Source organism: Microbacterium sp. BG28 (assembly GCF_034044005.1).
GTDB lineage: Bacteria > Actinomycetota > Actinomycetes > Actinomycetales > Microbacteriaceae > Microbacterium.
The window spans coordinates 317,857-333,732 of record NZ_JAXCHA010000001.1 but is presented as its reverse complement, the minus strand read 5'-3'; the positions used below and the strand labels follow the sequence as shown (position 1 = coordinate 333,732).

General features: G+C 71.1%; 14 protein-coding genes. 8 read left to right on the top strand and 6 right to left on the bottom strand.

Going from position 1 to position 15,876, the window contains the following annotated elements:
• Positions 1-34: 34 nt before the first annotated feature.
• Entirely contained in the window at positions 35-1,999 is a 1,965-nt protein-coding gene (locus SK224_RS01670) for a YhgE/Pip family protein (protein ID WP_320433106.1), read from the bottom strand.
• Positions 1,996-4,764: an efflux RND transporter permease subunit gene (locus SK224_RS01665; RefSeq protein WP_320433105.1), complete on the bottom strand. Its 2,769-nt coding sequence runs from the start codon at positions 4,762-4,764 to the stop codon at positions 1,996-1,998. Before SK224_RS01665 ends, SK224_RS01670 begins: the two co-directional genes overlap by 4 nt.
• A 138-nt stretch (positions 4,765-4,902) precedes the next feature.
• Here SK224_RS01665 and SK224_RS01660 point away from each other — a divergent pair, with 138 nt between their 5' ends.
• Positions 4,903-5,526, top strand: coding sequence for a TetR/AcrR family transcriptional regulator (locus tag SK224_RS01660; RefSeq protein ID WP_320433104.1), 624 nt, complete (start codon positions 4,903-4,905; stop codon positions 5,524-5,526).
• Here the strand turns inward: SK224_RS01660 and SK224_RS01655 are convergent.
• Positions 5,510-6,511, bottom strand: a complete 1,002-nt coding sequence (locus tag SK224_RS01655) for an o-succinylbenzoate synthase (RefSeq protein ID WP_320433103.1) — start codon at positions 6,509-6,511, stop codon at positions 5,510-5,512. The genes SK224_RS01660 and SK224_RS01655 overlap by 17 nt on opposite strands.
• Before the next feature lie 34 nt (positions 6,512-6,545).
• Between SK224_RS01655 and SK224_RS01650 the strand changes: the two genes are divergently transcribed.
• Positions 6,546-7,343, top strand: coding sequence for an LLM class F420-dependent oxidoreductase (locus SK224_RS01650; RefSeq protein WP_320433102.1), 798 nt, complete (start codon positions 6,546-6,548; stop codon positions 7,341-7,343).
• A gap of 6 nt (positions 7,344-7,349) precedes the next feature.
• On the opposite strand, the gene SK224_RS01645 is transcribed toward SK224_RS01650, so the two are convergent.
• Positions 7,350-8,483: a Fic family protein gene (locus SK224_RS01645; RefSeq protein ID WP_320433101.1), complete on the bottom strand. Its 1,134-nt coding sequence runs from the start codon at positions 8,481-8,483 to the stop codon at positions 7,350-7,352.
• Positions 8,484-8,632: 149 nt separating this feature from the next.
• Here SK224_RS01645 and SK224_RS01640 point away from each other — a divergent pair, with 149 nt between their 5' ends.
• The 4 genes from SK224_RS01640 to SK224_RS01625 are packed head-to-tail and all read left to right on the top strand — an operon-like array spanning position 8,633 to position 12,083.
• Positions 8,633-9,535 carry a 1,4-dihydroxy-2-naphthoyl-CoA synthase gene (locus tag SK224_RS01640; protein WP_320433100.1) on the top strand — a complete coding sequence of 301 codons (903 nt, stop codon included), beginning with the start codon at positions 8,633-8,635 and terminating at the stop codon, positions 9,533-9,535.
• Positions 9,532-10,659: an AMP-binding protein gene (locus SK224_RS01635; RefSeq protein ID WP_320433780.1), complete on the top strand. Its 1,128-nt coding sequence runs from the start codon at positions 9,532-9,534 to the stop codon at positions 10,657-10,659. The genes SK224_RS01640 and SK224_RS01635 overlap by 4 nt, the downstream gene beginning before the upstream one ends.
• A 25-nt stretch (positions 10,660-10,684) precedes the next feature.
• Positions 10,685-11,644: a 1,4-dihydroxy-2-naphthoate polyprenyltransferase gene (locus SK224_RS01630; RefSeq protein ID WP_413816747.1), complete on the top strand. Its 960-nt coding sequence runs from the start codon at positions 10,685-10,687 to the stop codon at positions 11,642-11,644.
• 13 nt (positions 11,645-11,657) lie between these two features.
• On the top strand, positions 11,658-12,083 hold the full coding sequence (locus SK224_RS01625) for a GNAT family N-acetyltransferase (RefSeq protein WP_320433099.1): 426 nt from the start codon (positions 11,658-11,660) through the stop codon (positions 12,081-12,083).
• A gap of 4 nt (positions 12,084-12,087) precedes the next feature.
• Here SK224_RS01625 and SK224_RS01620 read toward each other — a convergent pair whose 3' ends face one another.
• Positions 12,088-12,354: a DUF4229 domain-containing protein gene (locus SK224_RS01620; protein WP_234074613.1), complete on the bottom strand. Its 267-nt coding sequence runs from the start codon at positions 12,352-12,354 to the stop codon at positions 12,088-12,090.
• Positions 12,355-12,424: 70 nt separating this feature from the next.
• Here SK224_RS01620 and SK224_RS01615 point away from each other — a divergent pair, with 70 nt between their 5' ends.
• Positions 12,425-12,802: a PLDc N-terminal domain-containing protein gene (locus SK224_RS01615; RefSeq protein ID WP_320433098.1), complete on the top strand. Its 378-nt coding sequence runs from the start codon at positions 12,425-12,427 to the stop codon at positions 12,800-12,802.
• A 1-nt stretch (position 12,803) separates the two neighbouring features.
• Positions 12,804-14,582 carry a 2-succinyl-5-enolpyruvyl-6-hydroxy-3-cyclohexene-1-carboxylic-acid synthase gene (gene menD / locus SK224_RS01610; RefSeq protein ID WP_320433097.1) on the top strand — a complete coding sequence of 593 codons (1,779 nt, stop codon included), beginning with the start codon at positions 12,804-12,806 and terminating at the stop codon, positions 14,580-14,582.
• Between the two features lie 4 nt (positions 14,583-14,586).
• Here menD and SK224_RS01605 read toward each other — a convergent pair whose 3' ends face one another.
• Positions 14,587-15,828 (bottom strand): isochorismate synthase, encoded by a 1,242-nt coding sequence (locus SK224_RS01605; protein ID WP_320433778.1) that lies wholly within the window; start codon positions 15,826-15,828, stop codon positions 14,587-14,589.
• Positions 15,829-15,876: the final 48 nt, after the last annotated feature.

Sequence of the window (15,876 nt, the reverse complement as noted above, 5' to 3'; positions counted from 1 at the left end):
GCGCCCCGCGACCGTGCCCCCGCGACCACCGGGGTCAGGCGAGGGCGGCGCGGGCCGAGACGGTGCGGCGACGGGAGACGACGATCGTCGTCGCCACGAGCGACAGCAGCAGCCACACGACGAGGAGCGTGATGCCGGCCGTCACCCCGCCGGCGCTCGTGAGCGCGCCGAGCATCGCGGCGTAGGCGGGCTGCACCGGCAGCACGGAGGCGATCGAGGTCAGCACGCCGGGGACCGTGGAGACGACCCCCGTGGCGACGATGAAGGCGCCGATGATGGCTCCGATCCACCGGCCCGCGCCGCCGAACACGGCCACGAGTGCCTGATTCACGGCGGCAAACGAGATGCCGGCGACCACGCAGATCGCCGCGAAGATCGACCAGTCCGCCCAGTCGTAGCTCGCCGCGAGCTGCACGACCCCGGCGACGAGCAGACCCTGTACGGCGCCGAGGACGGCACCGGGGGCGAAGGCGCGCAGCGCCAGCGTCACCGACGACCGGCGGCTCGTGAGCGCCCGGGCGGACACCGCCTGGAAGGCGACGTACGAACCGAGACCGCCGAACCAGAGCACCAGGGCGGTGAGCAGCGGGATGGCCGCCGCGCCGAAGAGGTTCGAGCCGATGCCCTGCGCCGAGACGGGCTCGGCGACGACGGATGCGGTCTGCTGCGCCTGTTCGTCGGTGTACGTCGGGACCTGGTCGACGGCCGTGTCCAGCCCGGTCGCGAGCGAACCCGCGCCGCTGGAGAGCTGGGTCACGCCGTCGGCGAGCGACGTGGCGCCGGTGGATGCCTGGTTCGCACCGCTCGCCAGGGAGCTCGCACCGCCCGCGAGCTGTGAGACCCCGCTCGAGAGCTGGGCCGCCCCCGCGGCGAGCTGATCGGCGCCCGTCGCGAGACCGCCCGCGCCGGACTGCAGGTCGCGCGCGCCGCCGGCGGCCTCCGAGACTCCCGCGACGACCCCGTCTCCGTAGCCCGCGGCGGTGCCGGCCGCCGTGCCGATCCCGGCGATCGTGTTCGGCGTCGGGTTCGCCTTGTCGCCGATCGTGGTGAGCAGTTCGGCGCAGAGCGGTGCCGTGGGGCCATAGGTCGTGTAGCAATCCTGCACGAGTTCGCCCAGCTTCGCGCCCAAGGCCTGTGTCTGGGTGAGCGCACTCTTCGCGGCCGTCACCGTCGCCTCCGCCGCCTTCTTCAGGTCGGGCTGATCGTTCGTGCCGTTGTCGAGACCGACCGCGAGCTTGCCGGCACCGTCCGAGAGTTGGCGCGCCCCCGAGGCGAGCTGCTGCGCGCCACCGGGCAGCGCGGCAGCTCCCGTCGCGGCCTGCGCGGCGCCGGAGGCGAGCTGGTCCGCGCCCGTGGCGAGCTGACCGACGCCGCTGGACAGCTCGGTCGCGCCCTGGGCGGCGCTCGCGGAGCCATCGGCCAGCTGCTGTGCACCGTTCGCCGCGTCGCCCAGCTGGTCGTGCAGCGTCGTGAAACCGAGCAGCACGTTCGTCAGGTACTGCTTCGAGACGGCGCTGCCGAACACGGATGCGGCGGTCTGCGTGATCTGCGCCGTGATCGCCTGGTCGACCACGCGTCCGTCCGGTGCGCTCTCGACCGAGATCGTCGCCTGCTCCGGGGTCGAGCCGGGGGCGGTGGAGGTGGCGGCGGCGGAGAAGTTCTCGGGGATCGTGATGACGGCGCTGTAGGTGCCGTCGGCGAGGCCCGCGGCCGCATCCTCGTCGTTGGAGATCGTCCAGTCGATGTTGCTCGGCACGTCCGACGAGCCCTCGACGAGACCCGCGGTGAGCTGGCGTCCGAGCGGCGCGAGCTGCCCGTTGATCTCCACCGGCTTGTCGTCGTTCACGATCGCCGCCGACATGTTCTCGAGTCGTTCGACCGGGTTGTAAAGGGCGGTGACGAGGAGGCCGCCGATGACGACGGGCAGCAGCACGATCCCGAGGACGGTCAGCCAGGTGACGGGACGTCGGGCGTGGGAGCGTTCGATGGGGACGGTCATGCGAGCACCTCCGCGGGAGCCGTGGGAAGGGTGACGGGTTCGCCGGTGCGGTACCCGGCGTCGGTGAGCAGTGTGCGTGCGGCGGCGATGTCGGATGCGGACCCGACGGCGGTGGCGACGAGCGTGAGTCGTCGCGCCGCGGCGTCGCGCAGCAGCGCCAGAGCCGTGTCGCGCTCGGTGTGAGGCAGTCGCTCGAGGCGGTCGAGGCCGTCGACCACGACGACCGCGGGAGAGCCCGACAGCGCGTGTCGGAGGTCGTCGACGGGGTCGGATGCGGTTGCCAGCAGCGCCATCCCGGCGCGCGCCCGCACCCAGGCGCCGCGCTCGGGCAGCAGGTGGCCCGCGACCCGAAGGCGGCCCTCGCTCGGGCTCAGCCGGCCCGCCAGGACGAGCGTCAGTGCGTGCGTCGCGGCGGGATCCTCCGCCGCGACCACGAGCGCCTCGCCCGGGTCGACGGTCGCGTCCACCGGACCGAACACGGGCCTCGCCTCGGTGCGCAGCGAGAGCCCGTCGGCCACGACGACGGCCGCGCCGGTGCTCGCCCAGTCGCGCAGCGACAGCTCCCGTTCGACGGCCTCGCCCTCGATGTCGAAGTGCGGCAGCACGCGCTCCAGCCACTTCGGCATCCACCAGGCCTTGTCTCCGAGCAGCGCCATGACGGCGGGAACGAGCGTCATGCGCACGAGGAACGCATCGATGGCGATTCCGGTCGCGAGCCCGAGGGCGATCGGCTTGAGATTCGAATCGCCTTCGGGGACGAAAGCCGCGAAGACGGCGAACATGATGATGGCGGCGGCCGTCACCACGCGGGCGGATGCGGTGTAGCCGCTGCGCACGGCTTCGAGTGCGATCTCGCGCGCCGGGCGGTCGGGGTTGTCGCGGCGGGCGTGCACGAAGTCCTCCCGCATCCGGGACACGAGGAACACCTCGTAATCCATCGCGAGGCCGAACAGCACACCCATCAGCACGATCGGCATGAAGCTGATGACGGGTCCGACACGCGCCACGTGCAACAGGTCGGCGAACCAGCCCCACTCGAACACGGCCGCGACGACGCCGAACGAGGCGGCGACCGAGAGCAGGTAGCCGAGAGCGGCCTTGACCGGCACCCAGATGGAGCGGAACACGATCATCAGAAGGATGAGGGAGAGTCCGACGACGAAGATGCCGAAGGGCAGCAGCGCCGCCGACAGACGGTCGGAGATGTCGATGGCCACAGCCGTGAAGCCGGTGACCTGGAGATCGACGCCGTACTCGTCGAGGAGTCGGTCATGCTGGGCGCGGAGCTCGCGCACGAGCTCGGCGGTGGCCGGGTCGTCCGGGGCGGTCTCCGGCACGATCTGCACGATGCCGGTGTCCGCCGCCTGGTTCGGGGTCGCGAGGGCGACCTCCTTCACACCAGGGATGCGGGAGATCTCGTCGCCGAGGTCCTTCATGAGGGTGAGCGGGTCGGTCGAGGTCACGATCGTCCCGGTCATGATGAGTGGACCGTTGGCGCCGGGACCGAAGTGCTCGCTCGTCAGGTCGTAGGCGACACGAGCCGGGTCGCCCTTGGGCAGCTGGCCGGCGTTGGGGAGGGCGAGCGCGAGGCTCGTCGCCGGGATCGCCGCCACGCCGAGCACCGCCACGACCGCCACGCTGGTCACGACGGGGTGGCGCGTCACCATGGCCACCCACCGCGCCGAGAAACCGCGTCTGGCGGGAGCGGCCGCATCCGCCGCCGGGCGCCGGTCGCGCCTGCTCCAGCCGCGCACGCGACCCTTCACGAAGCCGAGCATCGCAGGGGTCAGAGTGACGGCGACGAGCACGGCGATCGCGACGGCGACGGCCGCCGCGACACCCATCGTCGTCAGGAACGGGATGCCGGCGAAACCGAGGCCGATGAGCGCGATGAGCACCGTCATCCCGGCGAAGAGCACGGCGGAGCCGGCAGTGCCGGTGGCCCGGGCCGCGGACTCCTCGGGGTCCGCGCCGTCGCGTACCTGATCCTGATGTCGCGAGATGATGAACAGCGCGTAGTCGATGCCCACCGCGAGACCGAGCATGAGCGCGAGCAGCGGTGTCGTCGACGACACCGAGGCGAACGCGGTGGCCACGAAGATGAGCGCCATCGACAGACCCACCCCCAGGATCGCCGTCATCAGCGGGAGTCCCGCGACGACGAACGAGCGGAAGGTCACGATCAGCACGACGAGCGCGATGAGCAGTCCGACGAGCTCGGTGACGGTGACGCCGGGCAGCGAGACGGCGAACAGGTCGCCGCCGAGCGCCACCTGCGATCCTGCGGGCAGCTCGGGCTCGAGCGCGTCGACGGTGGACTGCAGGTCGGTGCGCGTGGACTCCGGCACGTCGGTCACCTGACCGTCGAACTGCATCCGCACGATCGCTGCGCTGTCATCGTCGGAGATGCTGCCGGTGATCGACGCGTCATAGGGGTCTGTGACGGCGAGCACGCCGTCGAGCTTCTCGATCGTCGAGATCGTGTCCTCGATGCGCGTGCGGTAGGCGTCGTCCGTGATCTTCGCGCCGTCGGCGGCGACCACGACGAACTGCGCGTTGGTGCCGCTGACCTGGGGGAAGGTGCGCGAGAGCTGTTCCAGGCCCGCCTGCGATTCGGTGCCCGGGATCGAGAAGCTGTTGTCGGTGCCCTGCGAGAACACCGCGGCGCCGCCGCCGGCCAGGGCGAGCAGCAGCAGCCAGGCGATCAGGACGCGCCACGGGCGACGGTACGACCAGCGGCCGAGCGAGTACAGGAGCGTGGACACCGGCGCCTCCGTGGGTCGAGGTGATCGGGCGGGTTCGATACGGAAGTGTATCCGATACAACTGTGTATCCTAGAGTCGCCTCCGTGGTGAACCTGGGTGATCGATGAGAACCACATGGATGTGGTGGAAGGAGAGATCGTGACGCAGCCTGCCGTGCCCCGAAGCCGCGAGAACACCCGCGCGCGGCTTCTCGCCGCCGCATCCGAGGTCTTCGCCGAACTGGGCCTGGAAGGCGCATCCGTCGAGGCGATCTGCGAGCGCGCCGGCTTCACGCGTGGCGCCTTCTACTCCAACTTCGCCTCGAAGGAGGAGCTTCTGCTGGGCCTCATGCAGCAGGTCGCCGATCAGAAGCTGGAACGGGTGACGGAGCGGGTGCGCGAGCTCGGCGAGGACGCTTCGGTGCATCGCACCGTGGCCGAGCTGGTCACGAGCATCCTCGACGTCGGAACCGACGGGCCGACGGGGGTCGTGCTGATGAGCGAGATCCGTACGAACGCGATGCGCGACAAGCGGCTCGCCGAGGCCTACCTCGCCTGGGAGGCTGCCATGGCGGAGCGGGTCGCGGATATCGTCGCCGATGTCGCGGGGGCGTACCGGTTGCGGCTGCGCATCCCCGCGATCGAGTTCGCGCGCCTGGTGCTCGACATCTGGGACGCCACCTGCGCCTTCGCGGTGATCTCGGGCCTCGCGCCCCTGGCCATCAAGAGTCTGCTGACCCAGCGCACCGCGACGCTGGCGGCGGCGGTCACCGACTCGGAGTGAGACCCGACTCGCTCACGACCCCGAAGCAGCGTTCGAGGCGAGCGTTCCACCAGTCGCGGCGCGCGGCGGGAGCCGCATACGTGCGCAACAGATCAGCGTCCGGCACCGCACGCCGCACCTCGATCGCGCCGTCGGCGGCGCGCAGCGGCTCGGCGGTCACGTCGGCCGCCAGCAGCGACGCGGTCCCCAGCCCGCAGTCGTAGTCCAACTCGGGGAGTGCCGCCGCGAGGGCGAGCCCCATGCCGAGTCCCACCGAGGTGTCCAGTGCGCTGGAGACGACGGCGGGAAGCCCCGCATCCGCGACGATCCGCAGCGTCCGGCGCACACCGCCCAGCGGCGCCGCCTTCACGACCAGCAGATCGGCCGCCTGCTCCCGGGCGACGAGCAGCGGATCCGCGGCCTTGCGCACGCTCTCGTCGGCGGCGATGTCGATGCCGGAACGATGCACGCGCCAGCGGAGTTCGGCGAGCTCCGCCACGCTCGCGCAGGGCTGCTCCGCGTACTCGAGGTCGTACTCGGCGAGCTCACGCAGCGCGTGCTCGGCCTCGTCGACGTTCCACCCGCCGTTCGCGTCGATGCGGATGCGGCCCGCCGGTCCCATCGCCTCGCGCACCGCGGCGACGCGTGCCACATCGTCAGTGAGAGTCTGCCCGGCCTCGGCGACCTTCACCTTCGCGGTGCGGCAGCCGTCGAAGTGGCTGAGGACCTCCGCCACGGCGGATGCGGTGACGGCGGGAACGGTGGCGTTGACCGGGATGCGGGTGCGCACCGCATCCGGCTGCGCGTTCCAGGCGAAGTCGATGGCCGCGGCCAGCCACGTCGCCGCCTCCTCATCGTCGTACTCGGTGAAGGGGGAGAACTCCGCCCACCCGGCGGGTCCCTCGAACAGGAGCGCCTCGCGCACGTCGATGCCGCGGAAGCGGGTGCGCAGCGGAAGGGCGACGACGTGGAGGTTCGAGCGGATGTCGGCGAGTGCGGGAGTCACTGCTCCATTGTGCTGGCGGTCGTAGGCTGACGGCATGCCTCTTCTCGATACGCCGGTCCGCCTCGGGCTCCAGCTCCAGCCGCAGCACGCCACCTACTCCGACATCCGCGACGCCGTCGTGCGGTTCGAGGACATGGGCGTGGACATCCTGTTCAACTGGGACCACTTCTATCCGCTGTTCGGCGACCCGGACGGCGCGCATTTCGAGTCCTGGACCATGCTTGCCGCGTGGGCCGAGCAGACCGAGCGCGTCGAGTTCGGCGCGCTCGTGAACTGCAACAGCTACCGGAACCCGGATCTGCAGGCGGATATGGCCCGCACGATCGACCACATCAGCGCCAAGGGCGGCGAGGGGCGGTTCATCTTCGGCACGGGCTCGGGCTGGTTCCAGCGCGACTACGACGAGTACGGCTACGAGTTCGGCACCGCCGGCTCGCGGCTGAACGACCTCGCCGACGGTCTCGGGCGCGTGACGACGCGGTGGGGCAAGCTGAACCCGGCGCCGACCCGCCGCATCCCGATCCTCATCGGCGGCGCGGGCGAGCAGAAGACGCTGCGTCTCGTCGCGCGTCACGCCGACATCTGGCACAGCTTCGTCGCGCCGGAGGACATCGCGCACAAGATCAGCGTGATCGAGAAGTGGGCGGAGGCCGAGGGTCGTGATGTCTCGAACCTCGTGATCTCGAACGAACTCAAGGATCGCGACGAGGAATACGCCGACGCGCTGTTCGCCGCGGGCGTGCGCACCTTCACGCTCGGACTCAACGGCCCCGACTACGACCCGGAGATCGCCCGCCGCTGGCTGCGCTGGCGCGACGCGAAGAACGGCTGAGAGCTCTCAGTCGTCCGCCAGCAGGGACGGCAGGTAGCCGAGCGAATCCAACCGGCGGATGAGTCGCGGCGCGAGCGGACCGCGTGAGAGTGAGAGCCGGTAGAAGCGAGGACCTTCTTCTGCCTGCTGCAGCAGGCGTCGATCGAGCAGGCTGCGTATGGCGCGCGAGCGCGCTGACGCGGTGCCGGGCAGAGCCGGTTCGAGATCGCCCGCTTTGACGACTCCGCGTTCGAGGGTGAGGCGCAGCGCGTCTCGTTCCAGTGGTGAGATCAGACCGTCTCGAAGGAGGGATTCGAGAGCGGGTCCGACCAGTTCAGCGACCACGAAGTCGTGTTGCTGCAGCTCAACGAGACGCGCGACGTCGTTGCGGATGCCTCGCACGAAGAACTCCGCCCACGCGATGGTGCCGCTGTCGCTCAGATCATCAGCGCGTTCCAGCGCGGCGATGTAGGCCTCACGCTGGTTGCCGAAGACGGCTGTGGGGTTGAGCGCGCTGTAGCCGCGCGTGGCGAAGATCGTCTTGCGCAACATGGCATACGTGAAGAGGCGGGAGACGCGGCCGTTGCCGTTCTGGAAGGGGTGGATCCACACGAAGCGATGGTGAGCGATGGCGATCTGCAGCATCTGCTCATGCAAGGGGCGCGGGGTGTTGGCGAAGTCGAGTAGCGACGTCATCTCCGCGTGTACCGTCACCCAACTGGGGGGAACATGGGTCGAGCCGGTCATGGCGACGTCTACCTCGCGATAGGCGCCTGGATGGGGATCCCCTTCGCGCTGGAGGTCCTCGACGGTGCGACGATGCAGTTCGCGTAGGAACGAGTGTGACAGCGGCTCCGCCGGATCGATCCGGTCGATGAATCTCGCAGTCTCCGCGATGTTGGAGATCTCTCGGAAGTGGTCCTCTTGTGCGGCAACGCCGGATCCGACCTGTTCGATGGCGTCGTACACAGTCGTGTGGTTGCCCTCGATTCTCGCCGACACCACGCTCATCACGACGTCGAAGAGGCGATGCAGCTCGACGAAGGTGTCGTACGGCGTGGTGCCCGTGCCGATGTCGGCGCGGAGGCGTTCGATCTCGAAGAGAGTGGCAACGAGTTCCGTTCCGAAGTCGAGGCGCGGGATCTCGTACTTGTCGTCCATACTCTCGATTATTGCGCCGCCTGGGTCAATTAATTGCCGGATCGGGCAATTCTGTCGTCATTTCAGGCATGCACGATGTCTGATCCTGCAGATTATTTGCAACTTTCGCCGACAGGATTTGCGCTGGCGAGACAACTAGGATTGCGAGCGTGAGCGTCTCCGAGCTGTTCGATCCGACCGAGTGGGAACTCGCCCCCGGGGCGGATTCCTACACCGACATCACCGCGCACGTCTCGCGCGACGGCCGCATCGCGCGCATCGCGTTCGATCGCCCTGAGGTGCGAAACGCCTTCCGCCCGCACACGGTGGACGAGCTCTACCGCGCGTTGGATGCGGCTCGCCAGAACCCCCGCATCGGGGTCGTCCTGCTCACGGGCAACGGCCCGAGCCCGAAGGACGGCGGGTGGGCCTTCTGCTCCGGCGGCGACCAGCGCATCCGCGGGCGCGACGGCTACAAGTACTCCGACGACGAGGCGACGGTTGCCGACCCGGCGCGGGCGGGGCGCCTGCACATCCTCGAAGTTCAGCGCCTGATCCGGTTCATGCCGAAGGTCGTCATCGCCGTGATCCCCGGTTGGGCGGCCGGCGGTGGCCACTCGCTGCACATCGTCGCCGATCTGTCGATCGCCTCGGCCGAGCACGGCCGGTTCAAGCAGACGGATGCGGATGTGGGTTCGTTCGACGCGGGTTACGGCTCGGCGTACATGGCCCGCCAGGTGGGCCAGAAGATTGCGCGCGAGGTGTTCTTCCTGGCGGAGGAGTACTCGGCTCAGCGTGCCTACGAGATGGGTGCGGTCAACCGTGTCGTGCCGCACGCCGATCTCGAACGCGAGGCCATCGCGATGGCGCGCACGATCCTCACCAAGTCGCCGACGGCGATCCGGATGCTGAAGTTCGCCTTCAACGCCGTTGACGACGGGCTCGTGGGGCAGCAGGTCTTCGCCGGTGAGGCGACCCGCCTGGCCTACGGCACCGACGAGGCGGTCGAGGGGCGGGACGCGTTCCTCGAGAAGCGCGAGCCGGACTGGTCGCCGTACCCGTGGCACTACTGACCGCCCGTCCGCCGGCGACGCCCGGCGCCCGCGGGGTGCTGGGGGCGGTGCGTGCGGCCCTCGACGGCGCCGGCCCCGCTGTGCACCTCGGGGGCGCTGCGCCGGTGCCGGTGCCGGCGGGGGTCGCGGCGGTCGTCACGACCTCGGGGTCGACCGGCTACCCCAAGGACGTGCTGCTCAGCCGCAGCGCCCTCATCGCGAGCGCGAGCTCCACCGCCGCGCGGATCGGGGAGGGCGCGTGGTTGCTGGCGCTGCCCGCAACCTACGTGGCGGGTCTGCAGGTGCTCGTGCGCTCGCTGCTGGCGGGGCATGAACCGGCCATCCTCGAGGGCCACTTCTCGGTGGACAGTTTCATCGCCGCCGCGCGGGGCATGGCCTCCGCCGCGCAGGGCGCACGCACGCCGACCTACACCTCGCTCGTTCCGGCGCAGGTGACCCAGCTGATCGCCGCGGCCGACGCGCCCGAGGTGCGTGCGGCCCTCGCCTCGTTCGAGGCGATCCTCGTCGGAGGACAGGCGCTTCCGGATGCCGTGCGCGAGCGGGCCTCATCCCTCGGAGCGCGCATCGTGCGCACCTACGGGGCGAGTGAGACGAGCGGCGGATGCGTGTACGACGGCGTTCCGCTGGACGGCGTCCGCGTGCGGATCGCGGACGGCGAGGTGCAGCTGTCGGGGCCGATGCTCGCTGAGGGGTACCGCGACGATCCCGAACGCACGGCCGCCGCCTTCGTGCGCGACGACGCGGGGCATCGCTGGTACCGCACGGGAGACGCCGGCTCGCTCGAGGACGCACGCCTGCGGGTCACCGGCCGCCTGGACAACGTGATCGTCTCCGGCGGAGTCAACGTGTCGCTCGACCGGGTCGAGCGCATCGTGCGCGGACTCCCCGGATTCGCCGACGCGGTCGTGGTGGGCGCGGCGCACGAGCGGTGGGGCGAGTCGCCCGTCGTCGTCGTGCCGGCGGATGCGGCCGCATCCGCGCGCCTGGACGAGGTGCGCTCCGCCGTCGGCGCCGACCTCGGAGCACCGGCGCGCCCCGATCGCATCGAGGTCGTCGCGAGCCTCCCGCTGCTTCCCAGCGGCAAGCCGGACCGCCGGGCGCTGCGGGCGCTCATCGAGCGCTGACGCCGCCGCAATAGGATTACTGCTCGTGGCCAGTAAGACCAAGAAGAAGCGACCCGGCGTCTCGGGCAATCCCCAGAAGGCGCGCGCGCAGGTCGGTCCACGTCCGGTGCGCCGCGCAGGCGTGGGGGATTGGATCGAGGGCGCGAGGCTCCGCACGCTCCCGCTCGCCGTCTCGCCGGTGCTGCTGGGCACAGGTGCGGCGCTCGTGATCGACAACGCCCTGCACTGGCTGCTCGCGCTCGGCTGTCTTGCCGTCGCCGTCCTCCTGCAGATCGGCGTGAACTTCGCCAACGACTACAGCGACGGCGTCCGCGGCACGGACGACTTCCGCGTCGGGCCCGCTCGTCTGACGGGAGCGGGCAAGGCGAAGCCGCGCACGGTGCTGATCGTCGCCCTGACCTTCTTCGCGTTGGCCGCTCTCGCGGGACTCGCGCTCACCATCCGCACGCAGCAGTGGTGGTTCCTGGCCGTGGGGGCCGTCTGCATCATCGGGGCGTGGTTCTACACCGGCGGCAAGCGGCCCTACGGCTACGCGGGCCTCGGCGAGGTCGTCGTCTTCGTCTTCTTCGGCCTCGTCGCGACCCTCGGTACGACCTGGGTGCAGGTGCAGGCGCTACCGCAGGAGGCCTGGTTCGGCGCGGTCGCCGCGGGCCTGTTCGCCTGCGCCGTACTGCTGGCCAACAACCTGCGCGACATCGAGCCCGACAAGAAGGCCGGCAAGAAGACGCTGAGCGTGCGGATCGGCAAGCGGGCGACGCAGGTGCTGTTCACGGTGATCGTGCTCGTGCCCTTCGCGATCTCGATCTTCCTGGCGCTGTTCTACCCGCCCGCGTGGCTCACGCTGCTCGTGCTGCTGCTCGTGCTTCCCGCGGTGCTGATCGTGTGGACGTATCGCGAGCCGAAGGAGCTGGTGGTGGCACTGAGTCTCACGTCGCTCGGCTCGCTGGCGTACGCGGCGCTCGTGTTCTGGGCCCTCCACGGCTGAGGGGCGGACAGCGATGGTCTTCGTCGCGGATGCCGATCCGACACGGCTCGATCGCGACTGGATCTGGCGGATGCTCTCGAGCGAGGTCTACTGGCACCGGTGGCGTTCGCGGGAGCAGATCGAGCAGCAGATCGACGGGGCCTGGCGTGTCGTGGGCGTCTACGACGAGCAGACCGGGGCGCAGGTGGGCTTCGCGCGCGCGGTGTCGGACGGCGTCAACGACGCCTATCTCGCCGACGTCGTGGTGGACCCGTCCGCACGCGGGGTCGGTGTCGGCAAGATCCTCGTGCGCACCATGATCGACGAGGGCCCCGGTGCCGAGTTCCGCTGGACGCTCTTCACCGGAGACGCGCACGGCCTGTACCGGCAGTTCGGCTTCGACACCCCCGACGCGACCGCCATGGTCCGACCCGGCTCGCGCCGGGTACGCGAGCGCTGAGGACTCAGTCGCCGGATGCGGCGTCTTCAGCTTCGGCGTCGTCGGCACCGAGCGGGCGGCGGGGCTCGCGGGGCTTGCCGAGATCGGCCGTCGCCTCGGCGAGGGGCCGGCGCAGGAAGAGGATGGACAGGCTCAGTCCGATCAGCGCGGCGAAGATGGCCGCGAGCCAGTACAACTCCCGGAACACGGGCAAGAGCATGAGGATCGCGAACGGCACCAGGAACGCGAGAACGCGCAGCACCGAATAGACGATCGCGGGACGGGCCTTCACCCCCTCATCCTACGCGCCGAGCGCCTGCGCTCTCGGGGCCCGTGCAGGCCGCGCGGCCTAGGATGGGGGAATGGTCCGGCTCCTGCTCATTCTGGCGCTGGTTGCCGTCGTCTTCTGGGTCTACACGGTCGTGGACTGCGCGGTGCAACCGGCCTCGCGTCACCGTGGCGTCAGCAAGGGCACCTGGATGGTCATCGTGATCCTGCTGCCCGTCGTCGGCGGCATCCTGTGGTTCGTGACCGGGCGTGCGCGCAAGAACGCGGCGCCGGTGCGGCGGGCGCCCGACGACGATCCGGACTTCCTCCGCACGATCGGCTCGATCAGCGACCAGGACGAGCGCATCCGCCGTCTGGAGGAGGAGCTGGCTCAGCTCGACTCCGACGACCAGGCGCCCGGTGCGCCGGAGCGGCCCGCGCCGCATCGGCCCGACGAGGACGAGCCGCGCTGAGATGACGACGTCCGAAGACGCCGGCCGCGCGCCGGCGACGGATGCGGCTGCGGCGCTGCTCGCGCAGTTGATGGAGCGCGGCGTCGAGCACATCGTGGTGAGCCCTGGCTCGCGGTCGCAGGCGCTCGCGTTGCTCGCCGCGGCGGCCGAGACGTCGGGGCGCGTGCGGGTGCACGTTCGCATCGACGAGCGGGTCGCGGGTTTCACCGCCCTCGGTATCGGGCGGGAATCCGGTGTTCCGGCGGTCGTGGTGTGCACATCCGGAACCGCCGTCGCGAACCTCATGCCGGCAGCCCTCGAGGCGCATCACGCGGGCGTTCCGCTGTTGCTGCTCACCGCCGACCGGCCGCCGGAGCTGCGCGGCGTCGGCGCGAACCAGACCACGCGGCAGCCGGGGCTTTTCCAACCCGCGACCCGCCTCGACATCGACGCTCCGGTGCCCGACGCGATCGACGCCGACGGTTCGTCCGAGCAGAGTCGGATGTTCCGTCGGCTCGCCGATGACGCGTTCGACGCCGCTCTCGGCGCCGGCACCCGCCCCGCTGGTCCCGTGCACGTCAACCTGCCCTTCCGTGAACCGCTGGCCGGCGCCCTTCCCGCGTGGTTCGCCGTCTCCGGCGCCGACGAATCCTCCGCCGCGCAGGAGGAGGAGCCCGCATCCGGAGCCCTCTACCAGGGCGGCGGCGGGATCGGCGAGTCCGATGTTCCCGAGGAGCCCGGAGCCGCTCCGGTGCTGTTGTCGCAGGGGCCGCGCACGGTCGTGATCGCGGGGGCGGATGCGGGAGCCGATGCCGAGCGCGTGTCGCACGAGGGCGGCTGGCCGCTCATCGCGGAGATCGTCAGCGGGGCCCGGTTCGGGCGCCTGCTCGTGCACGGCTACCGGCAGGCGCTGTCGGATCCCGGGCTCGGGGGACGCGTCGAGCGCGCCGTCGTGTGGGGACACCCGACGCTCAGCCGTGAGGTCACCGCTCTTCTCGGTCGCGACGACGTCGAGGTCATCGCGATCCGCGGCCCCGGCGAGCCGCTCAATCTCAACGGTCGCACGACCGCCGCCGACGCGGTCGCCGTCGCACCCGGCGACGCGGATCGTGTGTGGCTGGGGGAGTGGATGCGCGCCTCCCGTGCCGCATCGGTCGATCTCTCGCCGCCCGCGCCCGACGCGGACGGCCTCGCCTCCGCCGTGCCGCGCGAGCGGCTGTCGGCGGTCTCCGCGGAACTCGACGTGTTGCGCGCCCCGCTCGATCGGGCGGCGCTCGTCGATGCCGTGTGGCGCGCGAGCTGGCCCCACGACCGGCTGGTCTTCGGGTCCTCCCGCCTCGTCCGCGTCGCCGATCAGGTGCTGGGCGGCAAGAAGGTGCCGGTGCACGCGAACCGCGGGCTCGCCGGCATCGACGGCACGGTCGCGACCGCGACGGGCGTGGCGATCGCGAGCCAGGACGCGGGGCGCCCCGGCGTGACGCGCGTGCTGCTGGGCGATCTCGCCCTGCTGCACGACGTCGGCGCCCTGCTGCTGCCGGCGGCCGAGGCGGAGCCGCGCATCCAGGTGATCGTGGGGAACGACGGCGGCGGCACGATCTTCGACGGGCTCGAAGTCGCGAGCGTCGCGGATGCGGCCGCCATCGACCGCGTGCAGTACACGCCGCAGTCGGTGCGGCTGGAGCATCTCGCTCTCGCCTACGGGTGGGAGTACCGACGGATCACGACGCGGGCCGCGCTCGACCAGGCGCTCACCTCTCCCGCCGGCGGCCGTCAGCTCATCGAGGTGCCGCTGGAGCGCTGAGCGCTCACGCCAGAGCTTCGACGATCGGGCGGAACTTCACCCGCGTCTCCAGCAGCTCGGACTCGGGATCGCTCGCGGCGACGATCCCCGCACCGGCATAGGCGGTGAGCGAGACGTCGCCACCCGCATCCGGGGTGTCGAACTGTGCGCACCGCAGGGCGATGGCCCACTCCCCGTCGCCGGCCTGGTCGATCCATCCCACCGGGCCCGCGTAGCGACCGCGGTCGAAGGGCTCCAGACGGCGGATGACATCGAGTGCCGCCGGCGTGGGGGTGCCGGCGACGGCGGCCGTCGGGTGCAGCGCCGCGACGAGATCCAGCGACGACGCCGTGTCGGAGAGCGCGCCCTCGACGTCGGTCGCCAGGTGCCAGACGTTCGGCAGCTTGAGAGTGAACGGCTGCTCGCTCGAGCGCAACGCACGGGTGTGCGGATCGAGCGCGGCCAGAACGCTGCGCACCGCGAACTGATGCTCGTCCTGATCCTTGGTGCTCGTGGCGAGGGCGAGGGCAGCCGCCGCATCCGCATCCGGATCCGCGCCGCGTGCCGTCGTGCCCGCGAGCACCCGGGCGGTGACGGTGCCCTGCTCGACGGTCACGAGCGTCTCGGGGCTGGCGCCGATCAGCCCGTCGACGGCGAAGGCCCACGTGTCGGGATAGCCGGACGCGAGGGCGCGCACGAGGCGGCGCAGGTCGGAGCCGGCGGGCACGGTGCCCGCGAGGTCTCGCGCGAGGACGACCTTGCTGACCTCGCCCGCCGCGATCGCCGCGACGGCCTCGCGCACCGAGGCGATGTAACCGGCGGGATGCTGGCGACCGGGGCCGAGGGTGGCGGACCAGTGCGCGCCGTAGGGCGTCGCCGCGGGAGCGAGGGGCGCCTCGTCGCTCCAGCGGATGCGGGTGAGCCAGGATCGCCCGTCGCGGCGTCCGATGACGACGGGCGGAACGAGCAGGGCGCCGGGCCGTGCGGAGCGTCGGTCGAAGGGCAGGGCGCCGAAGGCGACGAGGCCTGTGCCGGGGATCTCGAGCGGATCGTCTACGACGGCGGCGGCGGAGAGCTCGCGCCAGCGGTCGGCGCGCGCGTCGGACTCGGAGGCGAAGGACAGAGCGAGCGGCTCGCCGAGACCCACCATGCCCTCGCCCCGGCGCTGCCACACGAGCGGGCGGGCGGGGTCGGTGAAGGCGAGCAGATCGTCGATCGGGTCGATCTCGCGGGTCTCGACGAGCAGCCGAGGACGCGAGGCACGAATCACCCTCCCAGCCTAGACTCGCCCCGCTCGAGGAGGGCCCAGCGAGAG